A 22,552-nucleotide genomic window follows, 5' to 3' on the forward strand; every position below is an offset into this window, starting at 1 on the left:
ACTCACCTTCCCTGCTCGGCGGCACGCGGAAACAGGTTACAGACTCACGCCGGACATGGCGCGCTCGAAATGAGCATGCTGTGCGGCGAGATTGACCAGATCGATCTGACCGGACAGAGCGCCGGAACGCGAAATCCGCTCGCCGGGCAGCTTGCGCAGCGTCTCGCCGACCCGATGCGGCGTGCCCAGATCGCTCCAGCCGCACGGCGGCACCGGCAGCACGCTCAAGGAGGCTTCGCGACCTTCCAGCACGTCGCGTGAAAAATCCAGATCGGGCAGACGTGTATACATATCCACGATGGCCGGCCAGCCGAGCGCCGGACGCTGCTGGAGCGCGTTGCCGACAATGACCTGCATCTCCATGACGATGGACGCGAAGCGCGGCAGAAACAGATGCAGCAGGGCGCGCGCGGAGGCCGCAATAATAAATGTGTTCCACAGACCGCCAGTGCGCACGATCTGGGCTGCCACGGTGAGCTCGGGCTTTTCCACGAACCGCGCCACAGTCTGGCCGCCGAAGCCGTCGCCGTTACCCGGGACCACGTAACCCAACTCGCTGTCCGGTTCATCCGGACGCAGACCGAGCAACACCGGGCGATCAGGACAGCGCGCGACATGCTCCATGGCAGCCGCCAGCGAGCGTTGCAGAACGCTTTCCTGCGCCACATAGTGATCGGAGGGCAACATCAACACCTGCGCCTCGGGATCCTGGCTTAAAATATGCACCAGCGAATACAGGATGCCGATGGCGGTGCCTCGGTTGCGTGGCTGAACGATCAGATTGGGCTGCGGCAGACAGGTCAGCGTGTCGATGTTCGACCACCAGCGATGATGCTGTTGGGCCACGATGGCGCAGACCCGTTCCGGGGCGACCCGCGCACGGGCACGGCCCAGGGCGTCTTCGAGCAACGACGGACCGCCGCTCAACGAACAATATTGTTTGGGGACGGGCGTGCCGCATGGCTGGGTAGTCAACGCCCGCAAACGACTACCCTCGCCTGCCGCCAGAACCAATGCCCATTGATGCGGCTGGCTATGCGACACGTCGATCATGCTGGTCTCCAACAAGAATGCAGTGAGAACGGTGTAGGCTGGTAGAGTGACGATGTTGTGGTGATGCCACGATCGAACATCGCTGCGCCTAATACGCGGCGAAGCGACGCGGTTCCGCGACAGTGATGAAATCTGGAACTGCGGCGTTGTGACATGCGTAGACCTGAGACCTGAAAGCTTCCTCGCGCCATGATGCGCAGCGAATCGGGTCGCTTCCGCTACGCACGAGCACCCGCAGCGGCTTTTGAACCAGGAACGATCGATTCGGATGAATTCAGGCGAGTCAGCAAATCCACGGGGCGTCGGCGCCTCGTCCCCACCCCGATCCAGACCACCCCTGCCGCCGCAGCGGTCGTCCCAGAAAACCATGCGTCGTTACTGGCTGGTCATGCTGGCCATTACGTTTTCATGCGTGGCTGGCGCCGCATCGACCAAATCGGCGCCGGAAACCGCTGGCCCGTCACGTTACAAATTCACGCCCGCCACCGTGGTGGAGCTCGCCAGGCGGACCGCCGCATCGGCGTATACGCCGCGCCGCCTGGAAGGCAACCCCGCGCTTCAGCAGCTCAGCTACGATCAATATCGCGACATTCGTTTCAAACCCGAAATGGCGCTATGGCGTAACGAGCAAGTGCCGTTCCGGGTCGAGCTGTTGCCGGCCGGCTTTTTGTTTCAAACACCGGTAAAGGTGTCGATGGTCGAAAGCGGCATGGCCAGCGACCTGGTCGGCACGCCGAATCTGTTTGCGCTCGGGCCGCACGTGGCCAAGCTGCTCGCCAACCAAACGTTGCCGCTGTCGGGCTTTCGTGTGCGCACGCTGCTCAATTCGCGCTCGGTGTGGGACGAATTCATGGTGTTCCAGGGTGCGACCTACTTTCGCGCCGTGCCTCGCGGCGGCCAGTACGGAATATCGGCGCGTGGCCTGGCGATTCGAACCGCGCATCCCTCCGGAGAAGAGTTCCCGGCGTTCACCCAGTTCTGGGTGGAGCGTCCCGGCGCCAATGCGTCGGGCATCGTGGTGCACGCCCTGCTCGACAGCCCTTCGGTGACCGGCGGGTATCGCTTTTCGATCCAGCCGGGCACCGAGACCGTCATGGACGTGGACATGACGCTGTTCCCGCGCGTCGATCTGGACAACATCGGTCTCGGACCGCTCACCTCGATGTTTCTGTTCGATGAATCCGAACGCACTCGTATCGACGACTTCCGCGACGAGGTGCACGACTCCGACGGCCTGCAAGTGGTCACCGCCTCGGGCGAGCGCCTATGGCGACCACTGCGCAATCCTACCGATCTGCAAGTGTCGGCCTTCACGGCCGAAGCGCCGCGGGGCTTCGGCCTGGTGCAGCGGTCCCGGCGCATCAGCGACTATCGCGATTTCGAAGCCAAGTACGAGTTGCGCCCGAGCGTCTGGATCGAGCCGACCAGCGACTGGGGCAAGGGCTCGGTCGATCTGGTCGAAATCCCCACCGAGAACGAGACCAACGACAACATCGTCGCGTTCTTCCGACCGCATTACGTGATTCCTGCCGGCAAGCCCTGGCATGGCTCGTATCGCATGCGTTGGAACAACATGCCGCGGCTGACGCCGTCGCTGGGCCGGGTCACCGCCACGCGCACCGGCCCGACCATCGACGGCAAGCGTCGCATCTTCGTGATCGACTTCTTCGGCGCCGGGCGTAACATCGAGGGGCTGACGCTCGATGTCGGCGCGTCCGCCGGCAAGGTGTCGCACCCCGTCCTGCATCGCAATCCCCTGACCAAGGGCGTGCGCGCGAGCTTCGAACTGGATCCCGCCGGCGCCAGTCTGGTCGAGTTGCGGTTACGCCTGCTGCGCGCCAATCGTCCCATTACCGAAACCTGGCTTTATCGATGGACGGCCAGCTGAAATCCCCGACTTCGTCTCCCGAAGGCCGCGATGTAGTTCGCGGCGCCATGCCGTTCGAACGGCCGATCGACATGCCAGTGCAGGATCTGCGCAACGCGCCGCAAGTGGTACGCGCGTTGGGCCCAGCGCCGGCCAGAGCGATTCTGGCGCGCGCGATCGTGATCCTCGGCACGCTCGGCATCACCGGCTATGGCGTGTACGAGATGCTGGGCATCGTCGAATTCTCGAAAATGACGGTGTTGCAAGGCGTGATGATCTTTTTCTTCAGCATCACGCTGGGATGGATCGCCTTCTCCGCCGCGTCGGCCGTCGCCGGGCTGCTGGTGCCCCTGCATAAACCGAAAACCAACGCGACGCTGGCCGGCTCGCGCACCGCGTTGTTGATGCCTATATATAACGAGGACCCGACGCACACGACCTCGGCGTTGCAGGCGATGGCGGAAGCTCTGGCTCAGGCCGGGGCCGCGCAACACTTCGAGATCGTCATCATTTCGGACTCGACCCAGGTCGATCCCTGGATCAATGAGTCGCTGGCCATCGATCGTCTGCGACGCGAACTGCGCGACGTGATGCCGGTGTGGTATCGCCGGCGCTGGCACAACACCGGCCGCAAAGCCGGCAATGTCGAGGAATTCGTCAAGCGCTGGGGCGGACGTTACGACTATATGATCGTGCTCGATGCCGACAGCCTGATGTCGGCGGAAACATTGATCGAGCTGGTCCGTCGCATGCAGGGCGATGCGCATCTGGGCATTCTGCAGACCGTGCCGATGTTGCACGGTCATTACAGTTTGTTTTCACGTATCCAACAGTTCGCCGGCCGTGTGTACGGCGGCGTGATCGCGCGCGGTGTCGCGGCGTGGTCCGGTAACGAAGGCAACTATTGGGGTCACAACGCGATCATCCGGGTCGCGGCGTTCGCCGAAGCCTGCGGTATGCCGCAGCTGCCGGGACGCAAGCCGTTCGGCGGCCACGTCCTGTCGCACGATTTCGTGGAAGCCGCGCTGATGCGTCGGGCCGGATGGAAAGTGCGAATGGCTCCGGACCTGGATGGCTCGTGGGAAGAAAGTCCGCCGTCGCTGATCGACGTCGCCGTGCGCGACCGGCGCTGGGCGCAAGGCAATCTGCAACACTCCAAGATCATCGGCGCGGACGGCCTGTCCACGGTGAGCCGAGGTCACTTTTTCATCGGCATCATGAGCTATCTGTCCTCGCCGCTGTGGCTGCTGCTGCTGATGGTCGGCTTTGCCCTGACCCTGCAAGCCACCCTGATCCGTCCCGAATATTTCAGCCGCAGCTTCCAGCTGTTCCCGGATTGGCCGAAGTTCGACGCCCAGCGCATGACCGCGCTGTTCATTTTCACCATGGCGGTGCTGTTCATCCCCAAGCTGCTGGGCATGTTGCGCTCGTTGTTCAACAACAAGGTTCGCAAGGGCTGCGGCGGCGTGCTCGGCGTGATCTTCAGCACCCTGTTCGAAACCTTGCTGTCGGCTTTGTATGCGCCCGTGATGATGCTGGTGCAGACCCAGCACGTCATCGAAATATTCACCGGTCGCGATTCGGGCTGGAATGCGCAGCGCCGACGCGCCGACGCCACGGCCTGGAGCGAAGCGGCCCGCATGCATTGGGGGCACATGGTCATCGGCGTGTTCACCGGCGTGATTGCGTATCTGATCTCGCCCACCCTGCTGGCCTGGCTCACACCGACCCTGGCGGGCCTGTTGCTGGCGATCCCCCTGTCCAAGATGAGCGGCAGCGTACTCGCCGGGCGCGTGTTGCATTCGCTGGGCCTGTTGCGCACGCCGGAAGAAAAGCATGCGCCGGCGGTGATACGTCGTCGGGACGAACTGCTCGCGCAGGCTCAGCAGCCCGCGAAGGACGCTTTGCGATTGCTCGCCGCCGATCGTCAGGCGCGTTACGCGCATATCACTGGCAACCTGCCGCGGCCGGCGGAATCGCGCGGTCATCCCGATCCGCATCGCCTCACTGCGGAGCAAAAGGTGCGGGACGCTAGCACCCTCAACGAAGCCATGTCCTGGCTCGGACCGGCGGAGAAAGTTCACGTGGCCGGCGACCCTCGCCTGCTCGAACGGCTGGCGGAGCTGCCCGAGAGCTGACCAGGAACTTCGTTTCCATGCAGCCCATTGCTCCTGGAGCCAGCCACATTCGAGGAGCAAGCATATGGCACGAGCCACCCCCACCCGTTCGATGGACGCGCCCCAGGACGCGATCGCATTGCTCAAACAGGACCATCGCACCGTCGAGGCGCTGTTCGAGGAATTCGAAGAGGCGGACGAGAGCGAACAGTCCGAGCTCGCCACTCGCATCTGTCAGATGCTGACGGTGCACACGCAGATCGAGGAAGAGCTGTTATACCCGCAGGCCAAGGAAGCTTTCGGCGAAGAGGATGACGAGAAGGTGTACGAGGCCGAGATCGAGCACGGCTCCGCCAAGGAGCTGATCGCCAAGATCGAAGCCGGCACCCCGGAGGATCCGGAATTCAAGCCGCTGGTCAAAGTGCTCAGCGAGTACGTCAAACATCACGTCAAGGAAGAAGAGAAGGAGATGTTCCCTTCGCTCAAGGAGACCGAGCTGGACTTGAAGGAGCTGGGCCGCCAGCTGGCGCATCGGAAGATGGAGCTGATGGAGCAGATGGGCATCGAGGCCGAAGAGCCGCCTGCGCCCCGGCGCAAGCGCGCTTCGGGATCGAAATCGAGCCGCACCTCGGCGAGCAAGCGTGGCCAGGCTCGCGCCGGCAGCCGGAGCAAATCCGCACGCAGCAGCGGCAGTCGCGCCCGTCACTAACCTTTGTAAATGACACGCTGAAACACGGCGGCGACTCTTCGCGAGCCGTCGCCGTCAGTTTTTTCGTCGGTGAATTGCCGGGCCAGGGGAGTGAGTCCGACGAGCGACTACGCTCGGCGTTCGCATGCAGCGTGTAGTTCTTGGAACAATTTGCGGCGTCGTCAATTTGAATCCGTCACTGCCTTTCCACCGCCGATCGGAGATCCACATGGCGAGCCGCCCCTCAGGTACGACCCCCCGCTCCAAGAAGTCATCGACCCGTACTTTGCCGCCGGTGACCACCGTCAGTAACGAGGAGCAGAAGCTGGCCGATGCCGACACCGATGCCGTGGAGAATCGCGCCGCCGACGGCGTCGTAGGCGAGGCGGCCCCGCACGATGTGAAGATCACTGAAAGCAAGCTCGAGCAGCGAGAGATTCCATCGTTCTCGGACAGTCGTGAGGCGCGCATTGCTGAAGCCGCCTACTGGCGCGCCGAGCGCCGGGGGTTTGCGCCGGGTCACGAGCTGGAAGACTGGTTGAGCGCCGAGCGCGAAATCGATCAAAGCGAGCAGCGCAAGTAGTCGATCTCACTAGTCACCCCTTGGCCCACCCTTATACTTCCTGCTCACACAGGAAGTATGGGGATGGGCATGACGACTCTGGCGCGCACTCGCGCACTCACTGCTGAAGATCGGCCACGCTGGGACCAGTTGTGGTCGCAGTTCCTCGCCTTTTATCAGCAGACCCTGCCGCAATCGACCACCGACCTCACCTGGCAGCGCTTGATGGAAGGTCACGAGCTATGGGGCCTCGCCGGGCTCGATGACACGGGCCGGATGGTCGGCTTCGCGCACTACCAGTTTCATGTGTCGACCTGGTCGCCCGCCGGCTATTGCTATCTGGAGGATCTGTTCGTCGATCCGCAAAGTCGCGGTCGTCACGTCGGCCGCGCACTGATCGAAGCGGTGTACCGGGCCGCCGATGAACGAGGTGCGACGCGCGTGTACTGGCACACGGAGAACACCAACGCCCGTGCGCAGATTCTGTACAACCAAGTCGGTTACCTGACGCCGTTTCTGCAATTTCGCCGCCGCCCCTGAACGATCCGGCACAAAGCGTCCGGTAATTTCGTCCGGAACTTTTTACGGCGGTGGGGCATTGAGTCGCGCTGGAAACAAAGCTCGACGAGTTGCGGATGGTGTCAGCGGCTTTAACATCCGATCTCAACCTCGACTTATGCGCGCAAGAACCTATCCGGACCCCGGGCAGCATTCAGCCGCATGGCATGCTCGTGGTGGTGGATCCCCTCAATCGGTGTATCGTGCAGGCAAGCGCCAATGCAAAGGCGCTGCTCGGCCGCGACCGTGGTTCGAGCGTGCTCGGCTTATCGCTGGCCGAGCTGGTCGGTGAATCGGCGGAAGATCAAATCCACGGCTGGCTGGCCAATCCCGACAGCAGCTATTTGCGTACTTTGGACGTGAACGGTCGACGCCTGCAGGTGCTTCGCCATCAAACGCCTCAGGGGATCATTCTCGAATTCGAGCAGCCACCGGCGTCCGAAGGTGAAACGCTCGAAGCCTATTACCCGCGCGTCGGCCGTTTCATGGAAGACCTGCCGGCGTACGAGAACGTCGCCGAGCTCTGTTCAGCGGCGGCGCGCGAGTTTCGCCAGATCAGCGGCTTCAATCGAGTTCTGATCTATCGCTTCGACGAGCAGTGGAACGGCGAAGTGCTGGCCGAGGATGGCGACGGCGTGCTGCCGTCCTACGCCGGGCTGCGTTTTCCCGCCACCGACATCCCGGCGCAGGCCCGAGAGTTATATCGCCTCAACCGGCTTCGCGTGATCCCGGATGCGAACTACACGCCTGTGCCGATGGAGCCGTCACTGCATCCCGCCGATGGCAAACCGCTGGACCTGAGTTTCGCCGCGCTTCGCAGCGTGTCGCCGGTCCATCTGCAATACATGCGGAACATGGGCACGCTCGCGTCCATGTCGATCTCGGTGCTGGTGGACGATCGGCTGTGGGGCCTGGTGTCCTGTCACAACGCCACGCCGCGCCGGGTGAATGCGCAGGCGCGTACCGCATGCGATCTGCTGGGCAAGGTTTTGTCACAACACATCGGCGCTCGCGACCGCGGCGCCTATGCGGCCCGGCGCATCGATGTGAAACGGATCGAAAGCGAGCTGCTCGCCAGGATCGCCGCCAACGATTCGTTTCAAAGCGGGCTGGCCGCCAACGCGAACATCTGGTTGAAGATCGCCGACGCCACCGGCGCAGCGGTCCTGCATGACGACACGTTGTTCACCGCCGGAGTAACGCCCGCCCCCGATCGCCTGCGCGCGCTGGCCGAACAACTGCAGCAGCGAACCGCCGATCACTTCGTCACCGACAGCCTGGTGCGACAGTGGCCCGAGTTCGAGGACATCGTCGACGTGGCGAGCGGCGTGCTGGCCATCTCCATCTCCCAGCTGCATCCCAGTTATATCCTGTGGTTTCGTCCGGAAGTGCAACGAACCGTGTTGTGGGCCGGCGATCCCAGCGCAGCCAGGCAAGAGGAGAACGAGCGCCTCACGCCACGCCACTCGTTCGCGAGCTGGAAGGAACGAGTGAAGAATCGGGCCCTGCCCTGGTCGCAGGCGGAGCTCGACGGTGCGCTCGAGTTTCGTAACGCCATCATCAACTTCGTGCTCCGTCGCGCCGAGGAACGAGCCGAGCTCACCAGCCAATTGCAACGTTCCAACCGCGAGCTGGAGTCCTTCTCTTACTCGGTGAGCCACGACTTGCGCGCGCCGTTTCGTCACATCGTCGGCTACACGCAGTTGTTACGCGATCGCGAGAGGTCGTTGAGCGAACAGTCGCAACATTATCTCGACAGCATCAACGAGGCCGCCGCCTCGGCCGGCCAGCTGGTCGACGATCTGCTCGCCTTCTCGCAACTCGGCCGCACGGCCCTATCGATGGGCCCGGTCGACATGCACAAGGTGGTGCAGGAAATCGTGCGCTCGGTCGAGCCCGACGTGCGCAATCGCCAGATCGAATGGCGCATCCAATCGTTGCCGCCGGCCACCGGCGATGCCGCGCTATTGCGCCAGGCGCTGTTCAACATCATCGACAACGCACTCAAGTACAGTCGCGACCGCTCGCCGGCGGTGATCGAGATCGTCGGCGAGCAGCGGCCGAACGAAAGTATCTACATCGTGCGCGACAACGGCGTCGGCTTCGACATGGCGTACGCGCACAAGCTGTTCGGCGTGTTTCAGCGGCTGCATCGCATGGAAGATTTCGCCGGCACCGGCATCGGCCTGGCATTGACTCAGCGAATCGTCGAACGGCATGGCGGCTGGATCGAGGCGCGTGGCGCCATCGACCGCGGCGCCGAATTCCGTTTTGGCATTCCTCGCCAAGGAGACAATGTCGATGGCTGATCTGCGGCCCATTCTGCTGGTCGAAGACAATCTGAAAGATATCGAGCTGACTCTGGCGGCGCTGGCGAAATGTCAGCTCGCCAACGACATCGTGGTGGCGCGCGATGGCGCCGAGGCGCTCGACTACCTGTATTGCCGCGGCCAATACCAGGACCGCCCGCCGGGCGATCCGGCGGTGGTGCTGCTGGACCTGAAGCTGCCGAAGGTCGACGGCCTGGAAGTGCTCGCCAAACTCAAAACCGATGGACTCACACGCGCCGTGCCAGTGGTCATGCTCACCTCCTCGCGCGAAGAAAGCGATCTGGTGCGCAGTTACGAGCTGGGCGTCAACGCCTTCGTGGTCAAGCCGGTGGACTTCAACGCGTTTTTCGAAGCCATTCAGGGCCTGGGGATGTTCTGGGGCGTTCTGAACGAGACCCCGCCGCGCAGCGTGCCGGCGCCCCGCCTGGAGAGAAAGACCTAGTCATGGCCGCCGAGCTTGCACCCCGCTCGAACACGCACGCGCGCATCCTGCTGCTCGAGGACAGCGAGATCGACGCCGAGCTCGCCATCACCCATTTGTCGAAGGCGGAAACTCGCAGCAGCATCGAGCGGGTCGCCAGTCGCGACGATTTCGTGCGCGAGCTCGGCAGCGGCGGCTACGACGTGGTGCTCGCGGATTATTCGCTGCCGGACTTCGACGGACTGGCGGCGCTGGACATGGTGCGCGAACTCTGGCCGGACATGCCTTTCATCTTCGTCTCCGGCGTGGTCGGCGAAGAGTTCGCCATCAATGCATTGCGCCGGGGCGCCACCGACTACGTGATGAAGCGTGGCCTGAGTCGATTGCCCGCGGCGGTGGATCGCGCGGTCGCCGAAGCGCGCGAGCGGCAGGATCGCGTGCGAGCCGAGCAGGCGCTGCGGATCAGCGAGACCAGCGCGCAACTCGCCATCGAAACCGCGGGTCTCGGTCGTTGGGAGCTCGACCCGGTCACCGGCATCCTCGATCTCGATGCGCGTTGCCGGGAGTTGTTCGGCCTGACGGTCGACGCCAGCGCCAACCAGGAAGCGTTCCTGAGATGTTGTCACAGCGGCGACCGCGAGCGCATCGAAACCCTGTTGCGCACGGCACTGCAAGCTCCCAACGCAAACGTCTCGACCGAATTCCGGATCGTTCGCCCGGGCGACGCACAGGAACGCTGGATTGCTCTGACCGGACGGGCATTTCACGACCGCGGCGCCTGCACGCGACTGATCGGCATCGTCAACGACATCACCGAGCGCAAACAAACCGAGACGGCTTTGCATGATCTGAATCAGACCTTGACCTTGCGCGTCGCTCACAAGACCGCCGAGCGCGATCATCTGTGGCAGTTGTCGAAAGATCTGATGGCGGTGATGACGCCGGCAGGCGCGCTGATAGAAGTCAATCCGGCATGGCAGGCAGCGCTCGGCCACGGCACCAGCGAAGTGGTCGGCGAGCATCTGGCAAGGTTTGCTCATCCGGACGACGCCGCCATCGTGCAACAGGCGGTCACGCACGCCGCGCTGGAAAGTCAGCGGCCGTTCGAATGCAGATTCCTGTGTCGCGACGGTCAGCCTCGCTGGATCTCGTGGTCGACGGCGCTCGGGCACGGCTGCATCTACGCGGTGGGCCGCGACGTGAGCGAGGACAAAGCTGCGCAGCTCAAACTGGAGCACGCGCAGGAAGCTCTGCGGCAGGCGCAGAAGATGGAGGCGGTCGGCCAGCTCACCGGCGGCCTGGCGCACGACTTCAACAACCTGTTGCAGATCGTGGTCGGCAACATAGAAACCTTGCAACGTAAGCTGCCGCCCAATCTGGATCGCTTGCGACGCGCCGCGGATCACGCCATGGCCGGCGCGCAGCGCGCGACCAATCTCACTCAACACCTGCTCGCGTTTTCACGCAGACAGCCGTTGAATCCGCGCCCGGTGGCCGTCAATCGACTGGTCGCCGGCATGTCGGAGATGTTGCAACGGACGCTGGGCGAGCTGATCGAAGTCGAGACGGTCCTGTCGCCCGAGCTGCGTCACGTCGAGATTGACAGCAATCAGCTGGAAATCGCGCTGTTGAATCTTGCCGTCAATGCGCGCGACGCGATGCCGGACGGGGGCAAGCTGCGCATCGAAACATTCAATCTGGATCTGCGCGAGGACCTGCTCGCCGATGCGGAAGGTCTGCCCCGCAACGAGTACGTTGTGCTCAATGTTCGCGACACCGGCACGGGCATGCCGCCCGAAGTGCTGGCGCGCGCTTTCGAACCTTTCTTCACCACCAAGAGCGTCGGCCAAGGCACCGGCCTGGGCCTGTCGCAGGTGTATGGCTTCGTTCACCAATCCGGCGGACAGGTGCGGATCGCTTCGACGGATGGTGCAGGCACTGCCATTCGCATCTATTTGCCTGCGGCCCGGCCGGACGCGCAGCTGCCCGATGAAGACGACGCACGCGAGCCGCCACTGGCGGTCGAACGAAAAACCATTCTGGTGGTCGAAGACGATCCCGACGTACGCGCTTTTACCGTCGAGACCGTGGGTGAGCTTGGCTACGATGTTCTGGAAGCGCGCGATGGCGTCACTGCGCTCAACCTGCTGCGTCAGACGCCTGCCGGCGACATCGATCTGTTGTTCAGCGACGTGGTGTTGCCGGGAGGCTTGAATGGCCAGCAACTGGCTCAGCAGGCCCTGTTGCTCCATCCCCGCTTGAAAGTTCTGTTCGCGACCGGTTATGCGCGCGATGTGATCGTGCATCATGGAAGGCTCGATCCGGGCGTGCAGTTGATCACCAAACCTTTTGCCTTCGATGACCTGGCGGCGCGCATTCGTAGCGTGCTGGAGGGTCAGGACTCAGCACGACATGCCAATTGAAGCTACGCCCGACACTCTGCTCGCCTCCACCAATCGCCGCAATTCCCTGCGTGGAGCCACCGATCATCTGCATCGCGACCTCGATCGACTGGCGGCCGCTTTCAATCTGGCGGATATCACGCATTACCGGCGTTTCCTGCAGGCCAACGCCACCGCGCTGATCGCCATCGAGCAGTTGCTCGAGAGCGCGGGCGTCGCGCAACTGCTGCCCGACTGGCCGCAACGTTCGCGGCGCTCGGCCATCCTTGCCGATCTGCACAGCCTCGGCTCCGACGTGCAACCGTTCGCGTTGCGGCGGGCGGCGCCGACGCCGCCGGAAATGTTCGGTGTTCTGTATGTATTGGAAGGCTCACGTCTCGGCGCGCGCGTACAGCTGGAGCAAGTCATGACCAGCAGCGACGAGAGGGTTCGTAACGCATCTACTTATCTGCGTCATGGCCAGCCGACGCTCGGCCAGGACGGAGTGCAAAGCGTCGGCTTGTGGCGCAGCTTCCTGGAGCAGCTGGAATCCAACGAAGCGGCCGACGATCAGACACAGAGCGTATCGGGCGCCGTCTATGCGTTCACGATGTTTATTCGCTCGTTCGGCCGAGCGGCCAACGAGCTGAGTTTGCGCACTGCACCAGCGGCCTGAGCCGCAGCAAACGTTAACTCACACGGTCCTGCGTCGCAGGTTTTGCGCGCCAACGCGTTCGGCGCACTGGAACTGTGCGCCACATCGCGTGTCCTGTGACGGCAGTTGGCGACACTGCGGCCACGTCCTGGTGAGTACGTGGATCAATGTCTTATCTCGTCGTTTGTGTTTGGGTCGCGCTGTGTGCGGTTGCAGCCTGGGCATTCTCGCTCCAGCGCCGGTTGCGCGAACTGGATGCACGAATCGTCGAAGCCGAAGCGCAGCATCGGGAATTCATCGAGCAGGTGGAACATGGCGGCATGGTCCGACGCAAGATCGAAGCGCAGCTGTTGGAGAACCAACAACGACTCGACCGGCTCGCACATCATGACCAGCTGACCGGCCTGCCCAATCGTTTGTTTCTTGCCGCGCATCTGCCCGCAGCCATCGCCGATGCCCGCCGCAATAAAGTCGCGCTGGCCGTGCTGTTCGTCGATCTGGATCGTTTCAAGCATGTCAACGACACGCACGGCCACGAGGTCGGCGACAGGCTATTGCAATCGGTGGCGCAACGAATCACCGACGCGGTGCGCAGCGAAGACCTCGTGGTGCGCATGGGTGGCGATGAGTTCGTGGTCGTGCTCAATTCCGTCAGGAGCAACAACCAGGTTCACGAGACTGCTGCACGCATCACCGCTGCACTCGGCGCCCCATTGCAGATAGATGGCAAGCCGCTCGTCACCACGGCGAGCGTCGGCGCGAGCATGTTCCCGCGCGATGGCGAGGACGTGGGCGCCCTGCTGCGCCACTCCGACACAGCGATGTATCGAGCCAAGGGATGTGGCCGGAACAATTTCCAGGTCTTCAGCCCGGTGATGGACCGGCAGCTGAAGGAGCGCCTCGCCATCGAAACCAGTCTGCGCACGGCGCTGGCAACTCAGACGCAGCTGGATGTGCACTATCAGCCGCTGGTGGATCTCGAGACGCGTCGCGTGGTTGCGCTGGAAGCGCTAGTGCGATGGAAACATCCCAGCGAGGGCCATGTCTCACCGCTACGTTTCATTCCCATTGCCGAGGAGACCGGCCTGATCGGCGAACTGGGCGACTTTGTACTGCAGCGGGTGGTCGCCGACATGGCCCGCTGGCGCAAAGCCGGACACGCGGCGCTGGCGCCGGTGGCTATCAATGTCTCCGCCGGTCAGCTGGCCCGCTGCGACCTGCGTGGACGCATCGCCGAGCTGACCCAGGCCAACCGGCTGAGCCCGGCGCTGCTGCAGATCGAGCTCACCGAGGGCGCAATGTTCGACCGGGTGGGCGCCGAGGCGATCGAGGCGTTGCGGGCGCTCGGCGTGCGCGTGGCCATCGACGACTTCGGCACCGGCTATTCGTCGCTGAGCTCTCTGCTGCGCTGGCGCGTCGACTCCTTGAAGATCGATCGCAGTTTCATCCAGGACCTCGCCACCGACCGCAACCATCACGCCATCGTCGCGGCCATGGTAGCGATGGCCCAGCACTTGAGCATCAAGGTGATCGCCGAGGGCGTAGAAAGCTGGTCGCAGCTGGCAACGCTGCGCCAACTGGGCTGCCGCTACGCCCAGGGTTACCTGTTCGCCGAAGCGGCGCCGGCGGAACGGTGCCGGGAATTCCTGGAGGGCAGCCCGCTCGCCCAGGCGGACTTCGACGCCGAGCCGCTCAAAGCGGTGAGCGCCTAGTCGCCCGAACGCGGTCCTGCCTCGAAAGAAAATTTTTCAAAGAACCGGGAACCGTCGAAACGCGCCGTGCGTATCGCCTCGTCGGGCGTCGCCAGCGGTAGACGTCCCTCACCCCCGTTGCAATGAAGGCTCCGCGAGCGAGCCACTCTCAAGCTACTTTCGATCGGGCCTCGCGCGGGCCACACACAGGAGTCGCGGATGAACCGACTGGCAAGTCGACTGCCGGCCATTGTCGAGCAGCATCAACGAGAAATTCTCGCCGAATGGGTCAGACTTCAGTTGGAATCCGGTAACTGGCGCGCCGGCCGGTTACAGGAATCGCAGCTCCGGGACGAGTCGCAAAAGTTCATCGGCCTGCTCGCCGGCACCCTTCAGAACACAGTTCAATTCGACGCGCGCAACGCGCAGTGGGCGGAGCTTCGCGAGTTTCTGAGCGAGCTGTCCCGCAGCCGCGCCACCCAGGGCTTCTCGCCCTCGCAAGTGGCTACCTTCGTGTTCTCGCTGAAGCAGCCGATCTTCGGACGCCTGCGCCTCGCCCTGGCCAAGGAGCCCGAGGCGCTGGCGGACGCCATGTGGGAGATCAACACGCTGCTGGATGCGCTCGGCCTGTACACCACCGAGGTGTATCAGCAGGCGCGTGAAGCGGTGATTTCCCGCCAGCAGGAGGAACTCATCGAGCTGTCCACACCGGTGGTCGAGCTGTGGCCCGGCATCCTGGCGCTGCCGCTGATCGGTACGCTGGATAGCGAGCGCACCCAGGTGGTGATGGAAACGTTGCTGCAGCGGCTGGTCGCCACCGGGTCGAGCATCGCGGTGATCGACATCACCGGCGTGCCGACCGTCGACACACTGGTTGCACAACACTTGCTCAAGACCGTCTCGGCCGCGCAGCTCATGGGCGCGGACTGCATCATCAGCGGCATCCGTCCGCAGATCGCGCAAACCATCGTGCACCTCGGCATCGACCTGTCGGCGGTCGCCACCAAAGCCAGCCTGTCGGACGCGTTCGCGCTCGCACTCAAGCGGCGCGGCCTGGCGGTGACTTCCAGCACCGCCGCGGCTCGAGGATAACGCGGTGGATCGCGTCCCGATTCTGCGCCTGGGCGATTGTCTGCTGGTCACGGTGCAAGTCGACATGCACGACGAGCTGGCCATGAGCCTGCAGGACGATCTGACCAACAAAATCGTCGCAACCAAGGCCCGCGGCGTGCTGATCGACATTTCCGCGCTGGAGATGGTCGACTCGTTCATCGGCCGCATGCTGGGCAACATCGCCTCCATGTCGCGCATCCTCGATGCGCAAACCGTGGTGGTCGGCATGCAGCCCGCGGTCGCCATCACTTTGGTCGAGCTTGGATTGTCGCTGCCTGGCATTCGCACCGCATTGAATGTCGACGCAGGCCTCGCGTTGCTGCGGCGTGCGCTCGACCGGGGCGACGAAGGCGGCTATGTCGATTGAACCAACGACGCTGCCCGTGCGTTCCGGCGAAGACGTGGTCAAGGTCCGTCAAGCTGTTCGCACCTTGGCCATGGATCTGGGCTTCAGCCTCGTGGATCAGACCAAAGTCATCACCGCAGCAAGCGAGTTGGCGCGCAACACGCTGACCTATGGCGGCGGCGGCGAAGTCCGCATCGAACGTTTGAACCAGGGCCCGAAGCGCAGCGGCGTGCGCCTCACGTTCGAGGATCGCGGCCCCGGCATCGCCAATATCGAGCTGGCCCTGACCGATGGTTACACCACCGGCACCGGTCTCGGCCTGGGGCTCAACGGCGCAAGGAAGCTTTCCCATGAATTCGATATATGGTCACAGCCCGGCGTCGGCACGCGTGTGACCATTACTCGCTGGAAGTAGATGCAACAGTTCTCCATTGGCGACCCCAGCGCCGTCGCGCCTGCCCGGCGCGGCATCAATACGCTTGCCGGCTCGCTGGGTTTCGATGCCGAAGACACCGGCCGTGCAGCGCTGGTTGCGACCGAGATCGGCACCAACCTGGTCAAGCACGGCGGCGGCGGCGAACTGATCGCGCAACGGATTTCGCACGCCGGCCGCAGCGGTCTGGAACTGCTGGGGCTGGACAAGGGGCCCGGCATCGACGACGTGGCCAAGTGTTTGCGCGACGGCTATTCCACCAGCGGCAGTCCGGGCACCGGACTGGGTGCGATGGAGCGCATGTCGGAGCGTTTCGAAATCTATTCCCGGCCTGGCCAAGGCACCGCGGTGCTGGCGCAATTGTGGCCGGACTCACGTGCGCCGGCCGAGCCGCGCGTGCAGATCGGTTCACTCGTGGTGCCCAAGCCGGGCGAGACCTCCTGCGGCGATTCGTGGTGCTATCACGAGCGCGTCGAAGGGGTTCTGGTAGTGGGCATCGACGGGCTGGGTCATGGCTTCGCCGCTCAGCAGGCCGCCATCGAAGCTTGTCGCGTATTCGACGCCGAGAACCATCGCCCGGTGCTACGTCTCATGCAGATGCTGCACGAAGCGCTGCGCCCGACGCGTGGAGCCGCCATCACCTTGGTGGAAGTGGATTGGGATGCCGGCCGCGCCACTAGCGTGGCGGTGGGCAATGTGACTGCCGCGCTGGTCAATGACGGCGAAGTCAAAAGGATCGCGTCCGACAACGGCATTGTCGGTCATGTGATTGCGCGGCCCCGCGAGCTGCAGCATCCCTGTAAGCCCGACTCACTGCTGATATTGCATTCGGACGGCCTGACCTCGAGCTGGCAGCTGGATCGCTACCCTGGCCTGACGCAGCATCATCCGGCGCTGATCGCGGGCGTGTTACATCGGGACTTCCGGCGTGGCCGCGACGACAGTCTGGTCGTTGTCATCCGACGCACGCCGTCATGAATCGTTCTCTGCTGCGACTGGAGCTCGCCCAGGATCGCGACATCGTCACGGCCCGGCAACGTGCGCGCCAGGTCAGCGCCCTGCTCGGTTTCGACTCTCAGGATCAAGTTCGCATCGCCACTGCCGTTTCGGAGCTGGCGCGCAACGCCATGCGCCACGCCGGCGGCGGGGCCATCGAATTCATCCTGGCGGAAGCGCCGGCGCGCGCTTCCCTGCATATCAGCAACCCGCAGCTGCAGATCGTTATCAGCGACCACGGACCGGGCATCTCCAATCTGGACGACGCGATCAACGAGTCCGGCAACGGTGAAGTGAAATTGGGACTGGTGGCGGCCCGGCGCCTCATGGATACCTTCGATGTTTATTCCGGCAAAGGACGCGGCACGACCATCACGCTTGGCAAGTTCGTGCCTCGCCGCACCGAGGGCTTTACTGCCGCGCGCACCGCCGCCATCGTCGCGCAGCTGGCGGCGGACGGGCCCACCGATCCGACCACCGAGATTCAATATCAGAATCGCGAGCTGTTGCGCAGCCTGGAAGAGCTGCGCTTGCGCAAAGAAGAATTGGCGCGCTTGAACGCCGAGCTCGAAGACACCAACCGCGGCGTAATGGCGTTGTATGCGGAGCTCGAAGAGCGAGCCGCACACCTGCGGCTGGCCGATGAAACCAAGACCCGCTTCCTGTCGGCCGCGAGTCACGAGTTCCGCACGCCGGTGAACTCCATCCTGGCGTTGTCCAAGATCCTGTTGCATCGGCTGGACGGCGATCTTACAGCCGAGCAGGAAAGACAGGTCACGTACATCCGTCAGGCCGCCGAGCAACTCTCGACCATGGTCGACGACCTGCTCGACCTGCGCAAAGTCGAATCGGGCAAGCTGCAGCTGCGCGTCGAACCGTTCACTGTCACCGATCTGTTCGGCGCGCTGCGCGGCATGTTCAAGCCGCTCAGCATCAAGGACACCGTCTCGCTCACGTTCGAGGAAAATGGCGCGTTGCCCGAGCTGCATACCGATCAGGGCAAGGTTTCGCAGATTCTGCGCAATCTGATTTCCAACGCGCTGAAGTTCACCGAAGCCGGCTCGGTGCGCGTGACCGCACGACTGGCCGCCGACACCGATATGATCGTGTTCTCGGTGGCGGATACCGGCATCGGCGTCGCGCCGGAAAATCATCGGCGCATTTTCGACGAGTTCACACAGGTCGAGAACCCGCTGCAAAAGCATGCGAAAGGCACCGGTCTGGGCCTGCCCCTGTCGCAGCGGCTGGCCGGGCTGCTCGGCGGCAGTATCGATGTCGCCAGCGAGCTGGGCAAAGGTTCGGTGTTCTCCCTGGCCATTCCTCTGCGCCTGGCCACTTCGGCGCCGCTTGGCGTGCCGTCAACGCCCCATGCCCGCGAAGCGCAGCGCGTGCTGATCGTCGACGACAGCGAAATCGAGCGCTATGCGTTGCGCCAGTTCCTGCCGAGCCGTACCTTCGAAGTCATCGAGGCCAGCGGCGGTTACGAGGGCCTGCGGCTGGCGCGGCAATCGCACCCCGATCTGATCTTCCTCGATCTGGCCATGCCCGACGTGCACGGCCTGGAAGTGCTCAAGATGCTCAAGGCCATCGAGGAGACTCGAAACATTCCGGTGATCCTGTTCACCTCGCAACGCGCGGACGATATCCCCGCAGAATCGGCGACTGCGGCCAGCGCATTACTGTTGAAGAGCGAGATGTCACGCGAGTCGGTCGCGGCCGTGATCCGGCGCGTCGGCAGTCGGGAGTAAGCCAGCATGTCAAACACTGAAATCATACTGAACGTCGACGACAACGAACCGGGGCGGTACGCGACCACGCGCATCCTGAGTCGCGCCGGCTTTCAGGTGATCGAAGCGGGCACCGGCTCGGAAGCATTGCGTCTGGCGCGCAGCGCCTCGCCGCAGCTGGTGATCCTGGACGTGAACCTGCCCGATATGAACGGCATCGAAGTCTGCCGGCAGCTGAAGACCGATCCCCATACGGCGAGCATCATGGTGCTGCAGGTCTCCGCCACCAATGTCGCTTTGCTGGATCGGGTGTCTTCGTTACAGGCCGGCGCCGACAGCTTCCTGATCGAACCGGTCGAGCCCGAGGAGTTGGAAGCCGTGGCGCGCGCACTGCTTCGTCTGCATCGCACTGAGGCGCAGCTGCGTCGCTCATTGGCCGAACGCGAACTGTTATTGCGCGAAGTCAATCATCGCGTGAAGAACAGCTTGCAGCTGGTGCTCAGCATGTTGAGCCTGCAAGGCAACGAATTTCGAGAGGCCGGCGCCAGAGAAATCTTCGCCAAAGCCATTGCGCGCGTGACCGCCATCGCTTCGATTCACGAGCGGCTTTATCAAGACAACGATCCGCTCAGCATCGACATGCACACCTATTTGAACGGGTTGTGTGCGGAACTGGCGCGCGCCGGCATTGGCGAAGAACGTCACGCCGACCTGCGCACCGAGATCGAGCCGCTGCGGCTGCCGACTGAAAATGGCGTGTCGCTCGCCTTGATCGTCAACGAGTTGGTGATGAACGCGCTGAAGCACGGCCGTCCGGTGGATCGACCCGCCATCGTCCACGTCAAGCTGCGTCGCCTCGACTCCGGCCAGGGGCAACTCATCATCGCCGATAACGGCCCGGGACTGACGGCCAGCGCGTCGCGCGAAGCGATCGTCGCATCGAGCGGATTGGGCTCGCGGCTGATCAACATGTTGGTGCGGCAACTCAACGGCCAGCTGCGCATCGAAGATGCCGATGGCTACGCCGTGCATATCACCTTTCCCCTGCAGCCAGCCCCGACATGGGGACCGAAGTCTTAATCGTCGAAGATCAGGTGCTCATTGCCATCCACCTGCAGGACCTGGTGGAGGAGGCGGGGTACCGGGTCGCCGCGATCGCGCACGATGCGGCCGGTGCACTGGCCGAGGTCGCGCAACAGCGCCCTGCGTTCGCCATCATGGATATTCGCCTGGCGAACGGCGGCAGCGGCGTCGAGGTGGCGCGTCAGTTGTATCTCGAATATGGCGTGCGCTGCTTGTTCATCAGCGCCAATATCAACGATGAAGTACGCGCCCGCGTCGCCGAACTGCAGCCCCTGGGCTTCATCGGCAAACCGTTCCTGGCGGCCGAAGTGATCGGCGCCGTGCAAGCCGCAGCGCTTGCAACCGCACGCTAGCTTCGCGCCTTGAGATAGCGCGTCAGCAGCTGAGCGATCAACGTCTGTGCCGATTGCGCGCGCTGCGGATTCCAACCAGTGCCAGCCGCTTCATCCATGTACACGCGACGCGAAAGCTCCAACTGCACGGCATAGATCCCATCGCTGGGTCGGCCGTAATTCTGCGTGATGTATCCGCCTTTGAAGCGACCGTTCAACACCGCCCCGAACTTGCCGTCCGATGTCACCAGATCCAGCAGCTGATCGGCGACGGCGCGTGGACAACTCGCATCGTCGCGCGTACCGAAGTTGAATTCGGGCAGCACGCCGGCGAACAGCGAGGGCACTTCGCTCGCGATCGAATGCGCATCCCAGAGCAAGGCATAGCCGTGACGCTCCCGCATGGCGTTGAGCTCGGCGGCCAGTCGCTGGTGATACGGCTGCCAATACTGCTCGATTCGCGCCTGGATCTCGGTCGCGGTGACCTCACGACCCGGAGCGTAGAGGGGCTCGTTGTCGAACGTAAGTGTCGGGCACACCGGCGAGGTGGGATTGCCAACGTACAGCGACGCCGAATCCGGCGAGCGATTCAAGTCGACCACGTAGCGCGAATAGTTGGCCTGCAAAATGGAGACGCCCAGCTCGCGCGTGAACTCATATAACTTCTCGACATGCCAATCCGTATCCGCCAGGCGACTGCCGGCCAGAGTGAAACGTGTTGCGATCGCTTCCGGCACGAACGTACCCGCGTGCGGAATGCTGATCAGCAGCGGCAGCGAGCCTTGGTGATACTCGTAAATGTTCATGCGGGCCGTCTCACGATTTCAACATCTTTTGTAGGGCGCGCTTGTAGCCCGCCGACACCGCGGTCTCGGCGAAATGACGGCGCTCCTGCACCAGCCAGCGCCCACCCACCATCACATCGCGCACCGATTCGCTGGTGCCCGAGAAAACAAACGTATCGATGATGGATTCGTCGCTGCGCGCGGCAAACAGCGACGAATTCAGATCCAGCACAAGAATGTCCGCGCGTTTGCCGACAGCAAGCTCACCGACGGGTCGACCCGTGACGCGCGCACCGGCGGTACATGCTCGCTGCCATAGCAACGCGCCACCCGACCGACCATCTTGAGTCAGGACGTTGCGCTGGCGTCGAGCCAATCGCGCCTGGTATTCCAGCCAGCGCAGTTCCTCGATCGGCGACAGCGAGATGTGACTGTCCGAGCCGATGCCGAACGCTCCACCGGCGGCGAGCAACTCCTCCATGGGGAAGATGCCGTCACCCAGATTGGCTTCGGTGCTTGGACACAAACCTACCACGGCGCGAGTCGCCGCGACCCCCTGCAATTCGGCGCTGGTGGCGTGAGTCGCGTGCACCAGGCACCAATGTTTATCGACCGGTGCATTGTCCAGCAACCATTCGATGGGGCGTTTGCCGAAGTGCTGCTGACAAGCCTGTACTTCGCGCTCCTGCTCGGCGATATGGATATGAACCACCTGCCCGTCCCGCTGCGAGTCGAGCACCGCCTGCATGGACTGCGGAGGCACGGCGCGGAGGCTGTGTAATGCAATGCCGACTTCCAACTGTTGCGAGCGTTGTGACGAGTGGCGCAGAGCATCGAGCAGATCGAGATACTCGCCCGTCTCCATCGCGAACTGGCGTTGCCGCTCGGTCGGCGGCGCGCCGCCAAAGTCGGACGTTTGATACAGCGTCGGCATCACAGTGAGACCGATGCCCGCCGTGGTGGCCGCATCCATCAGCGCCTGACTCATCGCCAGCTGCACTTCGCGCGATCGGTTCTCGCCGGCCGGGCCGTAGCTGTGCAGATAATGAAACTCGCACACCGAGGTGTAGCCGGCCTTGACCATGTCTGCATACAACTGAGCCGCCACCGCGTTGAGGCACTCGGGCGTGATGCGACTGGCGAGGTCGTACATGATCTCGCGCCAGGTCCAGAAGCTGTCGCCCTGACCGCTGCGCTGCTCGGCCAGACCCGCCATGGCGCGCTGGAACGCATGGCTGTGCACGTTGGGCATGCCTGGAATGGCCGCGCCATTGATCATTCGCGCGGTGGTAACGGTGTCGTCCGCCGAGACATCGACGATATCGCCGCCCGGATCGACCGAAATGACCACGTTGCGACGCCAGCCGTCGGGCAGCCACGCACAGGGAAAACGATAGCGGGATTGCATGGACAT

At 63.4% G+C, this 22,552-nt stretch carries 20 protein-coding genes; 17 read left to right on the forward strand and 3 right to left on the reverse strand.

The window, feature by feature from the left end:
• Positions 1-36 precede the first annotated feature (36 nt).
• A complete protein-coding gene (locus tag JM946_RS22055; protein ID WP_203169538.1) occupies positions 37-1,053 on the reverse strand; it encodes a sugar phosphate nucleotidyltransferase in 1,017 nt (338 codons plus the stop codon).
• A gap of 367 nt (positions 1,054-1,420) precedes the next feature.
• On the opposite strand from JM946_RS22055, the gene JM946_RS22060 reads away from it, so the two are divergent.
• From JM946_RS22060 to JM946_RS22140, 17 genes are all read left to right on the forward strand, one after another.
• Entirely contained in the window at positions 1,421-2,941 is a 1,521-nt protein-coding gene (locus JM946_RS22060) for a glucan biosynthesis protein (RefSeq protein WP_203169539.1), read from the forward strand.
• Positions 2,926-5,058 (forward strand): glucans biosynthesis glucosyltransferase MdoH, encoded by a 2,133-nt coding sequence (mdoH, locus tag JM946_RS22065; protein ID WP_203169540.1) that lies wholly within the window; start codon positions 2,926-2,928, stop codon positions 5,056-5,058. The genes JM946_RS22060 and mdoH overlap by 16 nt, the downstream gene beginning before the upstream one ends.
• A 64-nt stretch (positions 5,059-5,122) precedes the next feature.
• Positions 5,123-5,746, forward strand: coding sequence for a hemerythrin domain-containing protein (locus tag JM946_RS22070; protein ID WP_203169541.1), 624 nt, complete (start codon positions 5,123-5,125; stop codon positions 5,744-5,746).
• Positions 5,747-5,954: 208 nt separating this feature from the next.
• Positions 5,955-6,308: a DUF2934 domain-containing protein gene (locus JM946_RS22075; protein ID WP_203169542.1), complete on the forward strand. Its 354-nt coding sequence runs from the start codon at positions 5,955-5,957 to the stop codon at positions 6,306-6,308.
• 69 nt (positions 6,309-6,377) lie between these two features.
• Positions 6,378-6,827, forward strand: coding sequence for a GNAT family N-acetyltransferase (locus JM946_RS22080; protein WP_218043052.1), 450 nt, complete (start codon positions 6,378-6,380; stop codon positions 6,825-6,827).
• A gap of 95 nt (positions 6,828-6,922) precedes the next feature.
• The gene (locus tag JM946_RS22085) at positions 6,923-9,154 is read left to right on the forward strand and encodes an ATP-binding protein (RefSeq protein WP_203169544.1); all 2,232 of its coding nucleotides are present in this window, start codon (positions 6,923-6,925) and stop codon (positions 9,152-9,154) included.
• The gene (locus JM946_RS22090) at positions 9,147-9,617 is read left to right on the forward strand and encodes a response regulator (RefSeq protein ID WP_203169545.1); all 471 of its coding nucleotides are present in this window, start codon (positions 9,147-9,149) and stop codon (positions 9,615-9,617) included. The genes JM946_RS22085 and JM946_RS22090 overlap by 8 nt, the downstream gene beginning before the upstream one ends.
• A 2-nt stretch (positions 9,618-9,619) precedes the next feature.
• Complete coding sequence (locus JM946_RS22095) at positions 9,620-12,019, forward strand: hybrid sensor histidine kinase/response regulator (RefSeq protein WP_203169546.1); 2,400 nt, start codon at positions 9,620-9,622, stop codon at positions 12,017-12,019.
• Positions 12,009-12,653, forward strand: coding sequence for a biliverdin-producing heme oxygenase (locus JM946_RS22100; RefSeq protein WP_203169547.1), 645 nt, complete (start codon positions 12,009-12,011; stop codon positions 12,651-12,653). Before JM946_RS22095 ends, JM946_RS22100 begins: the two co-directional genes overlap by 11 nt.
• Positions 12,654-12,799: 146 nt before the next feature.
• Positions 12,800-14,344 carry a putative bifunctional diguanylate cyclase/phosphodiesterase gene (locus JM946_RS22105; RefSeq protein ID WP_203169548.1) on the forward strand — a complete coding sequence of 515 codons (1,545 nt, stop codon included), beginning with the start codon at positions 12,800-12,802 and terminating at the stop codon, positions 14,342-14,344.
• Positions 14,345-14,542: 198 nt separating this feature from the next.
• Positions 14,543-15,415 carry an STAS domain-containing protein gene (locus JM946_RS22110; RefSeq protein ID WP_203169549.1) on the forward strand — a complete coding sequence of 291 codons (873 nt, stop codon included), beginning with the start codon at positions 14,543-14,545 and terminating at the stop codon, positions 15,413-15,415.
• A 4-nt stretch (positions 15,416-15,419) separates the two neighbouring features.
• Positions 15,420-15,803: an STAS domain-containing protein gene (locus JM946_RS22115; protein WP_203169550.1), complete on the forward strand. Its 384-nt coding sequence runs from the start codon at positions 15,420-15,422 to the stop codon at positions 15,801-15,803.
• Entirely contained in the window at positions 15,793-16,197 is a 405-nt protein-coding gene (locus JM946_RS22120; protein ID WP_203169551.1) for an ATP-binding protein, read from the forward strand. The genes JM946_RS22115 and JM946_RS22120 overlap by 11 nt, the downstream gene beginning before the upstream one ends.
• The gene (locus JM946_RS22125; RefSeq protein ID WP_203169552.1) at positions 16,198-17,193 is read left to right on the forward strand and encodes an ATP-binding SpoIIE family protein phosphatase; all 996 of its coding nucleotides are present in this window, start codon (positions 16,198-16,200) and stop codon (positions 17,191-17,193) included.
• Positions 17,190-18,959: an ATP-binding protein gene (locus tag JM946_RS22130; protein ID WP_203169553.1), complete on the forward strand. Its 1,770-nt coding sequence runs from the start codon at positions 17,190-17,192 to the stop codon at positions 18,957-18,959. Before JM946_RS22125 ends, JM946_RS22130 begins: the two co-directional genes overlap by 4 nt.
• A gap of 6 nt (positions 18,960-18,965) precedes the next feature.
• Positions 18,966-20,018, forward strand: a complete 1,053-nt coding sequence (locus tag JM946_RS22135) for a histidine kinase dimerization/phosphoacceptor domain -containing protein (protein WP_203169554.1) — start codon at positions 18,966-18,968, stop codon at positions 20,016-20,018.
• On the forward strand, positions 20,000-20,374 hold the full coding sequence (locus JM946_RS22140; protein ID WP_203169555.1) for a response regulator: 375 nt from the start codon (positions 20,000-20,002) through the stop codon (positions 20,372-20,374). The genes JM946_RS22135 and JM946_RS22140 overlap by 19 nt, the downstream gene beginning before the upstream one ends.
• Here JM946_RS22140 and hutG read toward each other — a convergent pair.
• Positions 20,371-21,159: an N-formylglutamate deformylase gene (hutG, locus tag JM946_RS22145; RefSeq protein ID WP_203169556.1), complete on the reverse strand. Its 789-nt coding sequence runs from the start codon at positions 21,157-21,159 to the stop codon at positions 20,371-20,373. The genes JM946_RS22140 and hutG overlap by 4 nt on opposite strands.
• A gap of 10 nt (positions 21,160-21,169) precedes the next feature.
• Entirely contained in the window at positions 21,170-22,552 is a 1,383-nt protein-coding gene (locus tag JM946_RS22150; protein ID WP_203169557.1) for a formimidoylglutamate deiminase, read from the reverse strand.

The sequence above is a fragment of the Steroidobacter gossypii genome, assembly GCF_016801985.1.
GTDB classification, from domain to species: Bacteria; Pseudomonadota; Gammaproteobacteria; order Steroidobacterales; family Steroidobacteraceae; genus Steroidobacter; species Steroidobacter gossypii.

Bases quoted from the DNA above. Each gene is read 5' to 3' on its own strand.
- JM946_RS22075 (WP_203169542.1), top strand. From the start codon at position 5,955: ATGGCGAGCCGCCCCTCAGGTACGACCCCCCGCTCCAAGAAGTCATCG.
- JM946_RS22135 (WP_203169554.1), top strand. From the start codon at position 18,966: ATGTCAAACACTGAAATCATACTGAACGTCGACGACAACGAACCGGGG.
- JM946_RS22120 (WP_203169551.1), top strand. From the start codon at position 15,793: ATGTCGATTGAACCAACGACGCTGCCCGTGCGTTCCGGCGAAGACGTG.
- JM946_RS22130 (WP_203169553.1), top strand. From the start codon at position 17,190: ATGAATCGTTCTCTGCTGCGACTGGAGCTCGCCCAGGATCGCGACATC.
- JM946_RS22125 (WP_203169552.1), top strand. From the start codon at position 16,198: ATGCAACAGTTCTCCATTGGCGACCCCAGCGCCGTCGCGCCTGCCCGG.
- JM946_RS22105 (WP_203169548.1), top strand. From the start codon at position 12,800: ATGTCTTATCTCGTCGTTTGTGTTTGGGTCGCGCTGTGTGCGGTTGCA.
- JM946_RS22090 (WP_203169545.1), top strand. From the start codon at position 9,147: ATGGCTGATCTGCGGCCCATTCTGCTGGTCGAAGACAATCTGAAAGAT.
- JM946_RS22055 (WP_203169538.1), bottom strand. From the start codon at position 1,053: ATGATCGACGTGTCGCATAGCCAGCCGCATCAATGGGCATTGGTTCTG.
- JM946_RS22150 (WP_203169557.1), bottom strand. From the start codon at position 22,552: ATGTCCATGCAATCCCGCTATCGTTTTCCCTGTGCGTGGCTGCCCGAC.
- hutG (WP_203169556.1), bottom strand. From the start codon at position 21,159: ATGAACATTTACGAGTATCACCAAGGCTCGCTGCCGCTGCTGATCAGC.
- JM946_RS22110 (WP_203169549.1), top strand. From the start codon at position 14,543: ATGAACCGACTGGCAAGTCGACTGCCGGCCATTGTCGAGCAGCATCAA.
- JM946_RS22100 (WP_203169547.1), top strand. From the start codon at position 12,009: ATGCCAATTGAAGCTACGCCCGACACTCTGCTCGCCTCCACCAATCGC.
- mdoH (WP_203169540.1), top strand. From the start codon at position 2,926: ATGGACGGCCAGCTGAAATCCCCGACTTCGTCTCCCGAAGGCCGCGAT.
- JM946_RS22060 (WP_203169539.1), top strand. From the start codon at position 1,421: ATGCGTCGTTACTGGCTGGTCATGCTGGCCATTACGTTTTCATGCGTG.
- JM946_RS22085 (WP_203169544.1), top strand. From the start codon at position 6,923: ATGGTGTCAGCGGCTTTAACATCCGATCTCAACCTCGACTTATGCGCG.
- JM946_RS22080 (WP_218043052.1), top strand. From the start codon at position 6,378: ATGACGACTCTGGCGCGCACTCGCGCACTCACTGCTGAAGATCGGCCA.
- JM946_RS22070 (WP_203169541.1), top strand. From the start codon at position 5,123: ATGGCACGAGCCACCCCCACCCGTTCGATGGACGCGCCCCAGGACGCG.
- JM946_RS22095 (WP_203169546.1), top strand. From the start codon at position 9,620: ATGGCCGCCGAGCTTGCACCCCGCTCGAACACGCACGCGCGCATCCTG.
- JM946_RS22140 (WP_203169555.1), top strand. From the start codon at position 20,000: ATGGGGACCGAAGTCTTAATCGTCGAAGATCAGGTGCTCATTGCCATC.